Source organism: Streptomyces sp. NPDC096136, assembly GCF_044763325.1.
GTDB lineage: Bacteria > Actinomycetota > Actinomycetes > Streptomycetales > Streptomycetaceae > Streptomyces.
Map to the genome: position 1 here is coordinate 39,578 of NZ_JBIWFZ010000004.1, position 14,277 is coordinate 53,854.

14 protein-coding genes and 1 other RNA gene are annotated in these 14,277 nt (G+C 74.8%); 6 read left to right on the plus strand and 9 right to left on the minus strand.

The features are described from left to right. Window positions 1–65: 65 nt before the first annotated feature. Both ACIRBY_RS09365 and rnpB read right to left on the minus strand, forming a co-directional pair. Window positions 66–416, minus strand: a complete 351-nt coding sequence (locus ACIRBY_RS09365; protein WP_403898375.1) for a hypothetical protein — start codon at window positions 414–416, stop codon at window positions 66–68. 70 nt (window positions 417–486) lie between these two features. Beyond that, an RNA gene (gene rnpB, locus ACIRBY_RS09370) (RNase P RNA component class A) lies at window positions 487–888 on the minus strand. A 77-nt stretch (window positions 889–965) separates the two neighbouring features. On the opposite strand from rnpB, the gene ACIRBY_RS09375 reads away from it, so the two are divergent. After that, a complete protein-coding gene (locus ACIRBY_RS09375) occupies window positions 966–1,700 on the plus strand; it encodes a MerR family transcriptional regulator (RefSeq protein ID WP_403898377.1) in 735 nt (244 codons plus the stop codon). Then, window positions 1,697–2,524: a hypothetical protein gene (locus tag ACIRBY_RS09380; RefSeq protein ID WP_403898379.1), complete on the plus strand. Its 828-nt coding sequence runs from the start codon at window positions 1,697–1,699 to the stop codon at window positions 2,522–2,524. Before ACIRBY_RS09375 ends, ACIRBY_RS09380 begins: the two co-directional genes overlap by 4 nt. Here the strand turns inward: ACIRBY_RS09380 and ACIRBY_RS09385 are convergent. Continuing rightward, the gene (locus ACIRBY_RS09385) at window positions 2,521–3,963 is read right to left on the minus strand and encodes an RNB domain-containing ribonuclease (RefSeq protein WP_403898382.1); all 1,443 of its coding nucleotides are present in this window, start codon (window positions 3,961–3,963) and stop codon (window positions 2,521–2,523) included. The genes ACIRBY_RS09380 and ACIRBY_RS09385 overlap by 4 nt on opposite strands. Before the next feature lie 246 nt (window positions 3,964–4,209). On the opposite strand from ACIRBY_RS09385, the gene ACIRBY_RS09390 reads away from it, so the two are divergent. Together ACIRBY_RS09390 and yaaA are read left to right on the plus strand one after the other, a co-directional pair. Beyond that, the gene (locus tag ACIRBY_RS09390) at window positions 4,210–5,166 is read left to right on the plus strand and encodes an ArsR/SmtB family transcription factor (RefSeq protein ID WP_403898384.1); all 957 of its coding nucleotides are present in this window, start codon (window positions 4,210–4,212) and stop codon (window positions 5,164–5,166) included. A 262-nt stretch (window positions 5,167–5,428) separates the two neighbouring features. Continuing rightward, on the plus strand, window positions 5,429–6,229 hold the full coding sequence (gene yaaA / locus ACIRBY_RS09395; RefSeq protein WP_403898386.1) for a peroxide stress protein YaaA: 801 nt from the start codon (window positions 5,429–5,431) through the stop codon (window positions 6,227–6,229). A 45-nt stretch (window positions 6,230–6,274) separates the two neighbouring features. Here yaaA and ACIRBY_RS09400 read toward each other — a convergent pair whose 3' ends face one another. Together ACIRBY_RS09400 and ACIRBY_RS09405 are read right to left on the minus strand one after the other, a co-directional pair. Then, complete coding sequence (locus ACIRBY_RS09400) at window positions 6,275–7,024, minus strand: bifunctional DNA primase/polymerase (protein WP_403898389.1); 750 nt, start codon at window positions 7,022–7,024, stop codon at window positions 6,275–6,277. A 163-nt stretch (window positions 7,025–7,187) separates the two neighbouring features. Beyond that, entirely contained in the window at window positions 7,188–7,799 is a 612-nt protein-coding gene (locus ACIRBY_RS09405; RefSeq protein ID WP_403898392.1) for a TetR/AcrR family transcriptional regulator, read from the minus strand. A 151-nt stretch (window positions 7,800–7,950) separates the two neighbouring features. On the opposite strand from ACIRBY_RS09405, the gene ddaH reads away from it, so the two are divergent. Further along, entirely contained in the window at window positions 7,951–8,760 is an 810-nt protein-coding gene (ddaH, locus tag ACIRBY_RS09410; RefSeq protein WP_366452808.1) for a dimethylargininase, read from the plus strand. A 43-nt stretch (window positions 8,761–8,803) separates the two neighbouring features. On the opposite strand, the gene ACIRBY_RS09415 is transcribed toward ddaH, so the two are convergent. Then, window positions 8,804–9,817 carry a small ribosomal subunit Rsm22 family protein gene (locus ACIRBY_RS09415; RefSeq protein ID WP_403898395.1) on the minus strand — a complete coding sequence of 338 codons (1,014 nt, stop codon included), beginning with the start codon at window positions 9,815–9,817 and terminating at the stop codon, window positions 8,804–8,806. A 9-nt stretch (window positions 9,818–9,826) separates the two neighbouring features. Continuing rightward, window positions 9,827–11,146, minus strand: coding sequence for a multidrug effflux MFS transporter (locus ACIRBY_RS09420; RefSeq protein ID WP_403898397.1), 1,320 nt, complete (start codon window positions 11,144–11,146; stop codon window positions 9,827–9,829). 109 nt (window positions 11,147–11,255) lie between these two features. Here ACIRBY_RS09420 and ACIRBY_RS09425 point away from each other — a divergent pair, with 109 nt between their 5' ends. Next, window positions 11,256–12,014, plus strand: a complete 759-nt coding sequence (locus tag ACIRBY_RS09425) for an SDR family oxidoreductase (RefSeq protein WP_403898399.1) — start codon at window positions 11,256–11,258, stop codon at window positions 12,012–12,014. A 90-nt stretch (window positions 12,015–12,104) separates the two neighbouring features. Here ACIRBY_RS09425 and efeU read toward each other — a convergent pair whose 3' ends face one another. Then, window positions 12,105–12,947 carry an iron uptake transporter permease EfeU gene (gene efeU, locus ACIRBY_RS09430; RefSeq protein WP_403898402.1) on the minus strand — a complete coding sequence of 281 codons (843 nt, stop codon included), beginning with the start codon at window positions 12,945–12,947 and terminating at the stop codon, window positions 12,105–12,107. 22 nt (window positions 12,948–12,969) lie between these two features. Beyond that, entirely contained in the window at window positions 12,970–14,250 is a 1,281-nt protein-coding gene (gene efeB / locus ACIRBY_RS09435; RefSeq protein ID WP_403898405.1) for an iron uptake transporter deferrochelatase/peroxidase subunit, read from the minus strand. Window positions 14,251–14,277: the final 27 nt, after the last annotated feature.

Below are 14,277 nucleotides of genomic sequence, written 5' to 3' on the forward strand. Positions count from 1 at the left end.
CGCCCGGAAGGCCCCCGTCACCGGAAGTTCCGGGGGCGGGGGCCCGGCCGTCCACCGCGCCGGGGTCAGGGGGCGGGCCTGAGCCGCCCGAGTTCCTCGACGGCCCGGCCCAGCGCGCGGGCCATGTTGCGGGCTTCGGCCTCGGCGGACCGGGCCCTGTCGCTCGCCGCCCGGGCCACCTGCCGGGGCAGCCGCCGCTCCGCGTCCGCGGTGTCCCAGTCGCTGTCGTGCCGCTCGACGTGCTGGGCCAGGTGCCGCAGCGCGTCTTCGAGGTGCTGGGCGAGGGCGAGCAGGCTCCCGGTCACGGAGGCGAGGTCGGCGTGGCTCGCGTAGGCGTTGCGGGGGTCGGAGGTCGCGGCGGCGAGGTCGCGTATGTGCGCGGCCGCGCAGGCCGCGAGAGCGGGGTGATCCGTCATGGGTGCGAGGGTGCACCATCGCGCGCCCTTGCGAGGGGCGTTCGCGGTACTCCGAACGGAGGGGGAACAACAGACGAGCCGGCCTGTACGCCGGGTTCTGTCGCCCGGAGACCTCGCGGTCGCCGGGGAGACGGCCATCCATCTAGGACCGGCGTTGCCGCCGGCCTCGTGCGGTCTACCCGCGAACTCGGGCGGGCAGCCCTCAAGCGTTCGCGCAGACCCGTCCGGGGACGGATCCTCTTGACCTTGCTCCAGGTGGGGTTTACCTAGCCGCCTGAGTCACCTCAGGCGCTGGTGGTCTCTTACACCACCGTTTCACCCTTACCGGGGACCGAAGTCCCCGGCGGTCTGTTTTCTGTGGCACTGTCCCGCGGGTCACCCCGGGTGGGCGTTACCCACCACCCTGCCCTGTGGAGCCCGGACGTTCCTCGGCGGGGTCCGGGGACCCCGACGCGGCCGCCCGGCCGACTCGTCTGTCGTGCCGACCATGCTACCGGCTGCCGGGAGCGGCTTGACCTTGACGCAGCGGCAGGGTTTCTACTGAGGGGCATGCGGATCGGAGAGATCGCCGCACTGGTCGGGGTCACCACCCGGGCGGTCCGGCACTACCACCATGTCGGGCTGCTCCCGGAGCCGGAGCGGCGGGCCAACGGCTACCGGGTCTACACCGTGCGCGACGCCGTGCACCTGGCGCGGGTGCGCCGGCTCACCGAGCTCGGACTGGGCCTGGACGAGGTGCGCGACGTCCTCGCGGACGACGCGGGGCGCGAGCTCGCCGAGGTGCTCGGGGAGCTCGACGCCGACCTCGCCCGGCAGCAGGCCGAACTGGCCGGGCGGCGCGCACGCCTCGCGGCGCTGCTCGCCGCCGGGCCCGGCGAGGGCGAGCCGGTCTCCCCGGCCCTCGCCGCGCTGCTGGCCAAGGCCCCGCCGACGGACTCCCCGGCCGCCGCGAAGGACCGGGAACACCTGACCCTGCTCGACGCCACCGGCGCCGCCGGGCAGGAGCTGTACGCCGCCCTCGGGCCGCTGGCCGCCGACCCCGCCGTGCTCGCCCTGTACGAGCGGCTCGACGAGCTGGCCGACGCCCCCGCCGACGACCCCCGGATCGGCCCGCTCGCGGAGGCGATGGTCGACGCCGTACCGGCCGCCGCCCTCGCCGCGATCCCGTCCGACGGGCCCGTCGTCCCCGGGTTCGGGGAGGCGCTGCTCGCCGAGTACACCCCCGCGCAGGCGGAGGTCGTCCGCCGGGTGACGGCGGCCTTCACCGGGAAGGGGCCGGCGTGAGCGCCGTGCGCGCGGCCCGGATCGCGGCCGCCGCCGCGGTACCGGGCGAGCCGGCCCTCGCCGGATGCCTCGCGGCCGGGGTGCGGCCGCCCGGGTGGGTGACCGCCGGGGCGGAGGCGCTGGTGATCGGGGTGCTGCTGCTGGAGGCCGGGGTGCTGTACGCGCTGCGGCGGCGCACCGGCTCCTGGCGGGAGGCCGCACGGGCCGTGGTCCCGGAGCCGGTGCGCCGGCTGCTGCTGCACGAGCTGCGGGCCTGCGCCTCGCTGGGGCGGTGGGTGGCGCGCCGGCCGCACGGGGTGCGACCGGGGGACCTCGCCGCCGCCTACACCGGACCGCAGACGGCGATGGTGTACGGGCTGCTCTTCGTGTCGCTGATCGAGACCGTCGGGCTCGCCCTGCTCATCCCCTGGCCCGCCCTGGACCGGGTGGTGCTCGTGCTCGACGTCTACGGGGTGCTGCTGGTGCTGGCCCTGCACGCCGCCTGCGTCACCCGCCCGCACGTCGTGCGGCCCGACGGGACGCTGCGGATCCGCTACGGGGCCCTGTTCGACCTCACCGTCCCGCCGGACGCGGTGGCCTCGGCCCGGGTCGACCGGCGCTACCCGGAGGGCCGGCTGGTCAGCCTCTCCGACGACGGGGTGCTCGACCTGATCGTGGGCAGCCAGACGACGGTCACCCTGGAGCTGAACCGCCCGCTGGACTTCCGCCGCCCGCTCGGCGCCCGCGCGCGGGCCCGTACGGTCCGCTTCCACGCCGACGACCCCCGCGCCCTGGTCACGGCCCTGCGACAGCCGGCCGCCCAGGCCGCGCCGGGCCCTACCTAGGCCGGCGCGAAGAGGATCTTGGCCGTGCCCGGGTCGGCCCGGGTCAGGCGGACCCGGACGCGGTCGCCCAGCGGCAGGGGCCCGGCCGGGGACTCGGCCCGGCCCACCACCGCCGGCTCCTCCAGGTGGACCGTCCCGATCCGCGGGTCCCGCTCCTCCACGTCGATGACCGTCGCCTCGAAGGTCTCCCCGACGCGGTCCTTGAGCACGGCCGCCTCGACCAGGTCCACGCACTCGCGCTCCACGGAGTTGGCCAGCCGGGCCCCCGCCTGCATCTCCCGCGGCAGCGCCGCCAGCGCCTCCACCGCCCACGCGGGGGCCGCCACCCCGGCCGCCGCGGCCAGGCACAGCTCTCCGGCGTAGCGGTCGACCAGCCGCCGCAGCGGGGCGGTGCAGTGCGTGTACGGCGCCGCGACCGCCGCGTGGACGGCGGGGTCGGGCCGCTCGCCGCCGGTGAACACCGTGTACCCGGCGCCGCGCAGCAGGGCCGTGCACTCCTGGAGGAACGCGGCGTGCGCCGACAGGCGCGGGTCCAGGGAGCGCACCAGCGCGGCGTACGGGACGTGGTGCGGCCAGTCGATCCGCAGGGCCTTCGCGGCCCGGCGCAGCCGCCCCACCGCGCCGTCGGGGGCGGGCGGCAGGGTCCGCAGGATCCCGGTCCCGGAGGCCAGCATCAGGTCGGCGGCGGCCATGCCCGTCATCAGGGAGACCTGGGCGTTCCAGCCGTCGGCCGGCAGCGGGGCCCGGTAGGCCAGGCGGTACGAGCCGTCCTGCGCCACGACCTCCTGCTCGGGGACGTTCAGGGAGATCCCGCCGCGCTCGGTCTCCAGGGCCTCGCGCAGCGTTCCGATGTCCTTCAGCAGCGCCAGGGCGGGTTCGGCGGTGCCGGTGTCGACGGCCTTCTGGACCCCCTCGTAGTCGAGCCGGGCCCGGCTGCGGACCAGGGCGCGGCGGACGTCGGTGTCCTCCACCCGGCCGTCGGAGTCCAGGTCGAGCCGCCACAGCAGGGCCGGGCGGGTCCGGTCCGGCAGCAGACTGGCCGCCCCCTCGGAGAGCACGGGCGGGTGCAGCGGTACCCGGACGTCGGGGAAGTAGAGGGTGGTGACCCTGCGGTGCGCCTCCGCGTCGAGGGCCCCGCCGGGGGCGACGAAGGCGGCGACGTCGGCGATGGCGTAGTGGACGCGGTAGCCGCCGCCCGGCCGTCTCGCCAGGTGCATGGCCTGGTCGAGGTCCACGGAGCCCGGCGGGTCGATGGTGAACAGGGGGATGCCGGTGGCGTCCTCGGCGGGCGGCAGCGCGGCGGCGGCGGCCCGTTCGGCCTCGGCGAGCACCTCCGCCGGGAAGGCGTCGGGCACGTCCAGTCGCGTCCGCAGCCCCCGGAGCGCGGCGCCCAGGGCGGCACCGTCCGCACCGGCCATGTGCATGTGGCGGCGTGGCATGGACCGAGCGTATGTCCTGCCCGGGAGATCTTCTCGGCGGCCGCGCACGGGGCCGCCCGGGACGGGGCCCGGTACGCGGGTGTCCGGAATTCCGCGCCGGGGTCCGCTCACCGGAACACGGCGCGGAAACGGCCGCGCACGACGGCGTGAAACCTCCTGGAACGAGGCGCCCGGCCGGGGCGCAATGTGGGGGGCGGATCGCCCGAACCCACCGGAACCGATCGGAACTCATTCACGGGGCGGCGCATGTTGTTGCGGATTCACTTCACGGGAGCCGACCTGGCGCGCACGAGCGTGGCCAGCCGGCCCGACCCGCTGTGGGAGACGGTGCTGAGCCTGCGCATGCTCCAGCACCGCAGCGGCAACCCGGCGGCCGAGGCCTGGGGCCGCGCGGTCCTGGCCCGGCAGGCCGCCAGCCTGCGGGTCCTCCTGCCCCTGGTGCGTCCGCTCGGCTACTTCCCCGACTTCCTCACCCCCTCCGACGGGTCCCCGGAGATCGAGCAGGGCCTCGACGCCCTGACCGCCACCCCCGCCCGCCACCTGCGCGGCGACCTGGAGGTCCTCGGGGCCGGCGGGACCCTCCCGCCCTGGACGCGGGACCTCGCCGCGGGCCGCCCCGACGCGCTGCGGGACCTCGCCGCGGCCCTGCGCGGCTACCACGCGGCGGCGGTGGCGCCGCTGGAGCAGACGATGAGGACGACGGTCCGGGCCGAGTACGCGGCGCAGGCGAAGACGGCCGCCGAATCGGGGATCGAGGGCGTCCTGTCGGGACTGGGGCCGGGCATGCGGTGGAGGCCGCCGGTGCTGGAGGTCCAGTACCCGGTGGACCAGGAACTCCACCTCAACGGGCGGGGCCTGCTCCTGGTCCCCACCCTGTTCCGCGCCCGCACCCCCGTGTCGCTCCTCGACCCCGAGCTCCCGCCCGTGCTCACCTATCCCGCCCGGCGCACGCGCGCCCCGGGCGACTCCGCCGGGCGCAAGCTCGTGCCGCTGATCGGGCGGACCCGTTCGGAGATCCTGCACCACACCTGCGAGGGCTCCCGCAGCACATCGGAGCTCGCCCGGCTGGTGGGGATGTCGCAGGCCTCGGTCAGCCACCACACCTCCGTGCTGCGCGCGGCGGGCCTGATCAGCTCGACCCGGCACCGGAACTCGGTCCTGCACACGGCGACCTCGCTGGGCTCCCTCCTACTGAGCGGGTGAGGAGGTGTCCAGGTCTTTCGAACCTCCTCGAAACAGCTGGACGCGGACCGGCGGCGCGCCGGACAGTCGTCCTGCACCACAGCAGGGAAGGGCGACGCAGCACCGCCCACCACGACCCCCCACCGGCGGCCACGGCCCGCCCCCGGCCCCGGCGGCCGGGGGCGCCGCCGTGGCCGTTCGCCCGTGACCGGCCGACGGCGGGACGTCTACCCTGGCTCGGGGGCCGCACCCCCCGCGTCGTGCCACCGATAGGAGAACCACCGTGCTCGTGCTGCTGCCGCCCTCCGAGGGAAAGGCCGCCGGCGGCTCCGGCGCACCGCTCGACCCCGCGTCGCTGTCGCTGCCCGGGCTGGCCGGGGCGCGGGCGGCCGTACTGGAGGAGCTGGCCGAGCTGTGCGCGGGCGACGAGCTCAAGGCGCGCGAGGTGCTGGGGCTGAGCGAGGGCCTGCGCGGCGAGGTCGCGAAGAACGCCGCACTGCGCTCGGCGCCGGCCCGGCCCGCGGGGGAGGTCTACACCGGGGTGCTGTACGACGCCCTGGACCTGGCGGGGCTGTCCGCGTCGGCGCGGGCGATCGCCGAGCGGACGCTGCTGGTGTTCTCGGGGCTGTGGGGCGCGGTGCGGGTCACCGACCGGATCCCCTCGTACCGGTGCTCGATGGGCGTGAAGCTGCCGGCGCTGGGCGCGCTGGGCGCGTACTGGCGGACGCCGATGGCCGAGGTGATGCCGGAGGCGGCCGGGGACGGGCTGGTGCTGGACCTGCGCTCGTCGGCGTACGCGTCGGCGTGGAAGCCGAAGGGCGAGACGGCGGGGCGCACGGCCACGGTGCGGGTGCTGCACGCGCAGATGGTGGACGGCGTGGAGAAGCGGTCGGTGGTGAGCCACTTCAACAAGGCCACGAAGGGCCGTCTGGTCCGGGACCTGCTCCTGGCCGGAGCCGAGCCGGCGGGGCCGGCGGAGCTGGTCGCCGCGCTGCGCGACCTCGGGTACGTGGTCGAGGCCGAGGCCCCGGCGAAGGCGGGCAGGGCCTGGTCCCTGGACGTGGTGGTCAGCCGGATCCACTGACCGGGCCGGCGCTGCGCGGGGAGGGAGCCCCCGCGCAGCGGGCGGTCAGCGGCCCAGGGGCCAGGCGACCGCCGACGGGGTCTGGTCCGCCGCGCCCGCGTACTGGGCGCAGGCGTCCGTGAGGGTCTCCAGGAGGGTCAGGGGGTCCGGGAGCGGCTGGCGGACGTCGCGCACCCAGGCCACGGAGAAGTCGCCGGGGAGCGCGGCCGGGGGCAGCAGGACGTAGCTGCCGCGGCAGTGCCAGCGCAGGCCGGGGTGTTCGTCCATGGTCTCGGGGTGGCAGTCCAGCTCGCAGGGCCACCACTCGTCCTCGTCCTCGGGCGTGCCGCGGGTGGCCGTGAAGAAGAGCATCCGGGCGTGGTCGCCCGTACCGCCCGACTCGGCGACCGGGCCGACCTCGACACCGGCGGCGAGGAGGCGCTCCAGGGCGCTGCGGCCGGCTTCGAGGGGGACGTCCAGGACGTCGTGGACCATGCCGGTCGCGGTGATGAAGTTGGCCTGGGGCTGGCTGCGGGCCCAGCGCTCGATCTGGGCGCGGTCGGTGGTCGACTGGGTCTGCCAGGCGAAGGAGACCGGGTGCCGGGCCGGCGTGGGACAGCCGATGCGGTCGCACGAACAGCGGTACCCGACGGGATGGGCGGCGGGGGCGACCGGGAGTCCGGCGGCGGCGACGGCCAGGAGGAGCGCTTCGCGTTCCCTGCCGGGGTCCTCGGGAGCGGGTTTCGCGCGGCGGCGCAGCCACTGGGAGATCCTGCTCTGCTCGCCGCGTTTGACGCGGCCGGACTCAGACCCCATCTATCCCCTCACCTCACCGTTGCCCCGGCAGACCATTCCATGGTCCCACCATCCCGGGGGCCCGGTGACCGCACCCCCGATCGGGCCCCGGGGCCTACTTCCCCCGATAACGGCTCAATCCGGCCATATGTTCTCGGCCTTGCCGAGGTCACCGGGCGTCCGGCTATCGGACGGTGACTTTTGCCACGCCGCCCAGCACGGCGTCGACGAGCGCGTCCGCGAAGGCGTGCGTCACCGGAGCGGTCCGCATCAGCCACCGGTACGTCAGCGGCCCCACCAGCATCTCCACCACCAGCCGGACGTCGGCGTCCGCCGCGAGCTGCCCGGCCTCCTGTCCCGCCCGCAACCGCGCCTCGTACAGGGCGAGCTGGGGTTCCAGCAGCTGTTCGGTGAAGCGCGCGGCCAGGCCGGGGTCGGTCGCCCCGGCCGCCGTCAGGGCGCGCGTGGGGGCCTCGTACCGGGGGTCGCCGAACTCGTCCACGGTGGCCCGCAGGACGGTCTTCAGGTCGGCCGCCAGGTCGCCCGTGTCGGGGAACCCGGCCCAGCCGGAGTCCGCCCAGGCCTCGCCGGACAGCGCCAGCGAGGCGTCCAGCAGGACGGCGGCCTTGGAGGGCCACCAGCGGTAGATGGTCTGCTTGCCGACGCCCGCGCGGGCCGCGATGGCCTCGATGGTCAGCTTGTCGTAGCCGACCTCCCCGACGAGGGCGAGGGCGGCGTCGAGGATGGCGCGCCGGGAGCGTTCGCTGCGGCGGCTGGAGTCCGGAGGCTTGCTCATCGGCCCAACGTACCAACCCGGCCGAGACGTCTCGTCTCCCGGCCGTTGTGGTAAATCACCCGATCGGTTCACTGTGCGGCCGCACCCTGAGGGGAGACGATTCTCTCCGTACACACCCGTACCGTGAGTCCGCAGTCGTGAGGAGCCTTCTTTGCGCAGAGACGCCACACCCCGGCGCTACCTGATGTGCGCACCCGCACACTTCAAGGTCACGTACTCCATCAACCCGTGGATGGACCCCACGAAACCGGTGGACCTGCCCCTCGCACTCGCCCAGTGGGAGGACCTGCGGGACCGCTACCTCTCCCTGGGGCACACCGTCGAGACCCTGGAGCCGGCACCGGACCTGCCCGACATGGTCTTCGCCGCGAACGGCGCCCTCGTCGTCGACGGCCGGGTCCTCGGCGCCCGCTTCGCCTATCCGGAACGCACCGCCGAGGCGGAGATCCACCTCGACTGGTTCCGCGCCAACGGCTTCACCGACATCCACGAGCCCTCGCACGTCAACGAGGGCGAGGGCGACTTCGCCGTCACCGCCGGCTTCATCCTCGCGGGCCGGGGCTTCCGCTCCAGCCCGCTCTCGCACGACGAGGCGCAGGAGTTCTTCGGCCGCCCCGTCATCGGCCTCGACCTGGTGGACCCGCGCTACTACCACCTGGACACGGCGCTGTGCGTGCTCGACGGCGACGAGATCATGTACCACCCGCCGGCCTTCTCCCCGGGCAGCCAGGCGGTGCTGCGCCGGCTCTTCCCGGACGCCCTGCTCGTGGACGCCCCGGACGCCGCCGCCTTCGGCCTGAACTCCGTCTCGGACGGCCGGCACGTGCTGCTGCCGCAGGCCGCGACCGGGCTGCTGGCGCCGCTGCGCGAGCGCGGCTTCGAGCCGATCCCGATGGACCTGGGGGAGCTGCTCAAGGGCGGCGGCAGCGTGAAGTGCTGCACCCAGGAGCTGCGGCCCTAGGGCGCCGACAGGCCCTGGGCCGCGACTCCCGGGGCCGACCGGCCTAGAGCTGCCGGCCCGGGTCGGCGGGGGGCCACTGCTCGCCCCACTCGACGTCCCGGGCCGCCTTGTAGAGGCCGCCGTGCCGCTTGGTGACGGTGGCCCGGCCCAGCCCCGTCTCCTCGGGACCGCACAGGTCCAGCAGGACGAGCCCCTTCCGGATCTGCGGCCTCCGGGTGATCCGGGAGGGGACCGGCGCCGTGGGGAAGCGGGTCGCGGCCACGTAGCTGAACTTCTCGTCCTCGTACGGGAGGGAGCCGCCCTTGACCTGCCGGTGCAGGGAGGAGCGGCTGACCCGCGCCGAGAAGTGGCACCAGTCCTGCCCGACCTCGATCGGGCAGGCCCCGTCGTGCGGGCAGGGCGCGGCGACCTTCAACCCGGCGGCGATCAGCTGGTCGCGGGCCTCGCGGATGCGCAGGTACCCCTCGGGCGTGCCCGGCTCGATCAGGACGACGGCCCGGCCGGCGCGGGCCGCCTCGGCGACGACCGCCCGGCGGGCCTGCCCGGTCAGCTCGCCCAGCACGTACGAGACGGTGACCAGGTCCGCGTCGGGCAGGGCGATCCCGGTCCCGATCACGGCCCGCCGCCACTCGGCCGCGCGCAGGGTGTCGGACGAGGAGCGGCCGGCCAGTTCCCGGCCGAGGGCCAGCGCCGGCTCCGCCCAGTCCAGGACCGTGGTCGAACGCGGCCCGTCCCAGGTGGCGTCCACGGCCCAGGTCGCCGCCCCGGTCCCGCCGCCCACGTCCACGTGCGAGCCCGGCACCCACTCCGGCGCGGCCTGCGCGAGCCCGTCCAGCGCGGAGCGCACGGCCTCGAAGGTGGCCGGCATCCGGTACGCCGCGTACGCCGCGACGTCGGAGCGGTCGCGCAGCACGGGGGCGTCGGTGGGGGTGGTGCCCCGGTAGTTGGCGATGAGCCGCTCGACGGCGGCCGCCGCCTGCTTCTGCGGGAGTCCGTCGAGCAGCCCGCCGAGGGCGCTGCGGAGGGTTTCGGCGGTGGTGGGGGCGGTGGCGTTCACCAGCGAAGTTTACGGCGCGGCCCGCCCGGCCGGTGCGGCCATGGGCTCCCGCTCCCGCCAGGGGCGGCACAGGGCGAGGAAGCAGCCGGCCGCCAGCAGCGAGCAGCTCAGCTGGACCAGGGCCATCGGCACGGCCGTCTGCTCGCCCGCGATCCCGACCAGCGGGGAGGCCACCGCACCGACGAGGAAGGAGGAGGTGCCGAGCAGGGCGGACGCCGATCCGGCGGCGTGCGGGGTGCGCATCAGCGCCTGCGCGTTGGTGTTCGGCAGGACCAGGCCCATCGCCGACATCAGCACGAACAGCGCGGCGGCGACGGGGACCAGCCCGACCTCCCCGAACACCCCGGTGGACATCAGCAGCAGGGCAACCGAGGCCGTGGTGAGCACGGCGATGCCGACGGCGAGGACCTTGTCCAGGCTGACCCGGCCGACCAGCAGCTTGCCGTTGACCTGGCCGACCACGATCAGGCCGACGGAGTTGAGGCCGAAGAGCAGGCTGAAGGCCTGCGGGGAGGCGCCGTAGATCTCCTGCACGACGAAGGGCGAGGCGGATATGTACGAGAAGAGCACCGCGAAGGCGAAGCCGCCCGCCAGGGTGTACCCGGCGAAGACCCGGTCGGAGAGCAGCCCCCGCATGGTCCGCAGCGCGGCGCCCACGCCGCCGGTCTGGCGCCGCTCGGGCGGCAGCGTCTCGCCGAGCCCGCGCCAGACCACCAGGGTCAGCGCGAGGCCGACGGCGGTCAGGACGACGAAGACCCCGCGCCAGTCCGCGAAGCGGAGCACCTGGCCGCCGATCAGCGGGGCGATGATCGGGGCGGTGCCGGATATCAGCATCAGGGTGGAGAAGAAGCGGGCCATCTCGACCCCGTCGTACAGGTCGCGGACGACGGCCCGGGCGATGACGATGGCCGCCGAGCCGGCCAGGCCCTGGAGCAGCCGGAAGCCGATCAGCAGTTCGGCGGAGGGGGCGAGGGCGCATATCGCGGTGGCGAGGACGTAGACCGCCATCCCGGTCAGCAGGGGGCGGCGCCGCCCCCACTTGTCGCTCATGGGCCCGACGACCAGCTGTCCGAGCGCCATGCCGGCGAGGCAGGAGGTGAGGGTGAGCTGGATGGTCGCGGCCGGGCTGTGCAGGGCGGCGGTGACCTCCGGCAGGGCCGGGAGGTACATGTCCATGGACAGCGGGGGGAGGGCGGTCAGGCCGCCCAGGATGAAGGTGACCAGCAGGCCGGTACGGCGCGCGGCCGTCAGGGGGGCTGCGGGAGGGGCGGTGGCGGGTGAGGGGTCGTGCTCGTGCGAGGGGGCCGCGGAGGGGCCTCTCTCCGACATACGGAACTCCAGTCTTTTCATCTGCTTTTATGCACCCCTGACCGACCCATGCTCTCAGCTGTCGGAACGTTCCGGGCCGGATGTCCGCTGTGACGTACTCTGCGGCCCCATGAGCGCACGTGGGAACAAGATCGCTGTAGTGACCGGCGCCGGATCCGGGATCGGCCGCTCCGTGGCCCTCGCCCTCGCCGGGGCCGGCTGGTCGGTGGCCGTGGCCGGGCGCCGGACCGAGCCCCTGGAGGAGACCGCCGCCGCGGGCGGGACCGCGGACGTCCTGCCGGTCCGGGCGGACGTCGCCGACCCGGCGGACGTGACCGCGCTGTTCGAGACGGTCCGGGCCCGCTACGGACGCCTCGACCTCCTCTTCAACAACGCCGGCACCTTCGGCCCGGCCGGGGTCCCGCTGGAGGACATCGCCCACGAGGACTGGCGCCGGGTGGTCGACGTCAACCTCACCGGGTCCTTCCTCTGCGCGCAGGCGGCGTTCCGGGTGATGAAGGAGCAGGACCCGCAGGGCGGGCGCATCATCAACAACGGCTCCATCTCGGCCCACGTCCCGCGGCCGCACTCGATCGCCTACACGGCGACCAAGCACGCCATGACGGGCCTGACGAAGTCGCTCTCGCTGGACGGGCGGCCGTACCGGATCGCCTGCGGGCAGATCGACATCGGCAACGCGGCGACGGACATGACGGCGCGGATGCAGACCGGGATCCTCCAGGCGAACGGACAGCTGGCGGTGGAGCCGGTGATGGACGCGGCGGACGTCGCCCGGACCGTCCTCCACATGGCGGAGCTCCCCCTGGAGGCGAACGTCCAGTTCGCGACGGTGATGGCGACCGCCATGCCGTACATCGGCCGCGGGTAGCCGCGCCCCGCACGCGCCGGCGCCCGGTTCGCCCCCGCGGAGGGGGGAGCGAACCGGGCGCCGGGTCATGAGGGGGCGGGCTGCTGCGGGCTACTTCACCGCGGCCGGGGCCGGGGCCGGTGCCGCGCCGCGCACGCGGGCCGGGAGGAGGAACAGGGTCAGGACCGCCGCCAGGTACAGGCTCCAGACCACCAGCTGCACCACCGTCGGGTCCGGCTGGAAGTTGAAGACGCCCTTCAGCAGCACCCCGTACCAGCTGTCCTGCGGGATCGCCGCGCTGATGTCGAACGCCTTGTTCTGCAGGCCGCCGAGGAACCCGGCCTCCTGGAGGTCGTGGACGCCGTACGCGAGGACGCCCGCCGCCACGACGACCAGCATTCCGCCGGTCCACGTGAAGAACTTCGACAGGTTGATCTTCAGCGCGCCCCGGTAGAACAGCCAGCCCAGGACGATGGCCGTCCCGATGCCCAGCAGCACACCGATCAGCGGCGCCGACGAGCCCTCGCCGCTGGCCCGCACCGACGCCCACACGAACAGCGCCGTCTCCAGCCCCTCGCGGCCCACCGCCAGGAAGGCGGTCGCGACCAGCGCGCCGGTGCCCATGGCGAGCGCCGCGTCGAGCTTGCCCTGGAGCTCGCTCTTCAGGTGCCGCGCGGTCTTCTTCATCCAGAAGACCATCCACGTCACCAGGCCGACCGAGACGATCGACAGGCTGCCGCCGAGCAGCTCCTGCGCCTCGAAGGTCAGCTCCTGCGTGCCGAAGGTCAGCAGCGCGCCGAACGCCAGCGAGATCGAGCAGGCGATCCCGATGCCGAGCCACACGGGCCGCAGCGCGGCCCGGTTCCCGGTCTTCACCAGGTAGGCGACCAGGATGCAGACGACCAGGCTGGCTTCGAGGCCCTCGCGCAGGCCGATCAGATAGTTGCCGAACACGGCGTTTCCTCTCCGGAAGGTCCTACGCGAACAGCGCCCGGCCCCACCAGTCGTCCTTGTCGCGGACGCCCGGCGGGACGGCGAAGACGGCCGAGCCCACGTGCTGGATGTACTCGTTCAGCGCGTCGTTCTTCGACAGCCGGCGCTGGATCGCGACGAAGCCCTTGCGGACGTCGCGCTGGTAGGCCAGGAAGAACAGGCCCGCGTCGAGGCGGCCCAGGCCGTCCGTGCCGTCGGTGAAGGAGTAGCCGCGGCGCAGGATGGTCGCCCCGTCGTTGCTGTCGGGGTGCGCGAGGCGCACGTGCGCCTCGGGCTTCATCGCCTTCAGGAACGGCTCGTCGTGCTCCTTGGACTTGCCGACCGGCGCGCCCTCGCCCTTGTCGCGGCCGAAGATGTCCTCCTGCTCCCGCAGCGAGGTGCGGTCCCAGGTCTCGATGTGCATCCGGATGCGCCGGGCGACGAGGTACGAGCCGCCGGTCATCCAGTCGCTGCCGTCGCCCGCGCCGACCCACACGTGCTTGTCCAGGCGGGCGGTGTCGGTGCCGGCGATGTTCCGGGTGCCGTCCTTGAAGCCCATCATGTTGCGCGGGGTCTGCTCGTCGGGCGTGGTCGAGGAGGTCTTGCCGAAGCCGAGCTGCGACCAGCGCACCGCGACCTTGCCGAAGCCGATGCGGGCCAGCTGGCGGATGGCGTGCACGGCGACCTGCGGGTCGTCGGCGCAGGCCTGGACGCACAGGTCGCCGCCGGAGCGGGCCTGGTCCAGGTTGTCGCCGGGGAAGGCCTCCAGGTCCACCAGGGCCTCGGGGCGCCTGCCCTCCAGGCCGAAGCGGTCCTTGGCGAACAGGCCCGGGCCGACGCCGAAGGTCAGGGTCAGGCGGGAGGGCTTGAGGCCCAGGGCCTCGCCGGTGTCGGTCGGCGGGGCCTCGGGGACGCCCTCGTACACGTCGCCGACCGGCAGGCCGGCCGTCATCAGCCGGGCGGCGGCCGTCCAGTCCTTGAGGAGCTTGACCAGTTCCCCGCGGTCCTTCGTCTTCACGTCGAAGGCCGCGAAGTGCAGCCGGTCCTGGACGGCGCTGGCGATGCCCGCCTGGTGCTCGCCGTGGAACGGCACGGCCGCCCCGGCGGAGGCCGCCGGGGTGATGTCCGAGCCGCCGTTGAAGGCGGCCACGGCGCCGCCGGCCGCGGCCGCGCCGAGCGCGAGCCCGGCCCCGCCCCAGCCGAGGACGGCACGGCGCGAGGGCGCGGCGGCGCCTTCGGTGGACTCCGGGGCCTCGGTCACCTGCGGCTCCTGGGCGTCGGTCATGGTGGGATCTCCCGCTCTGCCTGGCTG

Coding starts and splice junctions, on each gene's coding strand:
- ACIRBY_RS09420 (WP_403898397.1), bottom strand. CDS start 11,146: ATGTCGGAGAGAGGCCCCTCCGCGGCCCCCTCGCACGAGCACGACCCC.
- efeB (WP_403898405.1), bottom strand. CDS start 14,250: ATGACCGACGCCCAGGAGCCGCAGGTGACCGAGGCCCCGGAGTCCACC.
- ACIRBY_RS09375 (WP_403898377.1), top strand. CDS start 966: ATGCGGATCGGAGAGATCGCCGCACTGGTCGGGGTCACCACCCGGGCG.
- ACIRBY_RS09425 (WP_403898399.1), top strand. CDS start 11,256: ATGAGCGCACGTGGGAACAAGATCGCTGTAGTGACCGGCGCCGGATCC.
- ACIRBY_RS09385 (WP_403898382.1), bottom strand. CDS start 3,963: ATGCCACGCCGCCACATGCACATGGCCGGTGCGGACGGTGCCGCCCTG.
- ACIRBY_RS09365 (WP_403898375.1), bottom strand. CDS start 416: ATGACGGATCACCCCGCTCTCGCGGCCTGCGCGGCCGCGCACATACGC.
- ACIRBY_RS09400 (WP_403898389.1), bottom strand. CDS start 7,024: ATGGGGTCTGAGTCCGGCCGCGTCAAACGCGGCGAGCAGAGCAGGATC.
- ACIRBY_RS09390 (WP_403898384.1), top strand. CDS start 4,210: ATGTTGTTGCGGATTCACTTCACGGGAGCCGACCTGGCGCGCACGAGC.
- ACIRBY_RS09405 (WP_403898392.1), bottom strand. CDS start 7,799: ATGAGCAAGCCTCCGGACTCCAGCCGCCGCAGCGAACGCTCCCGGCGC.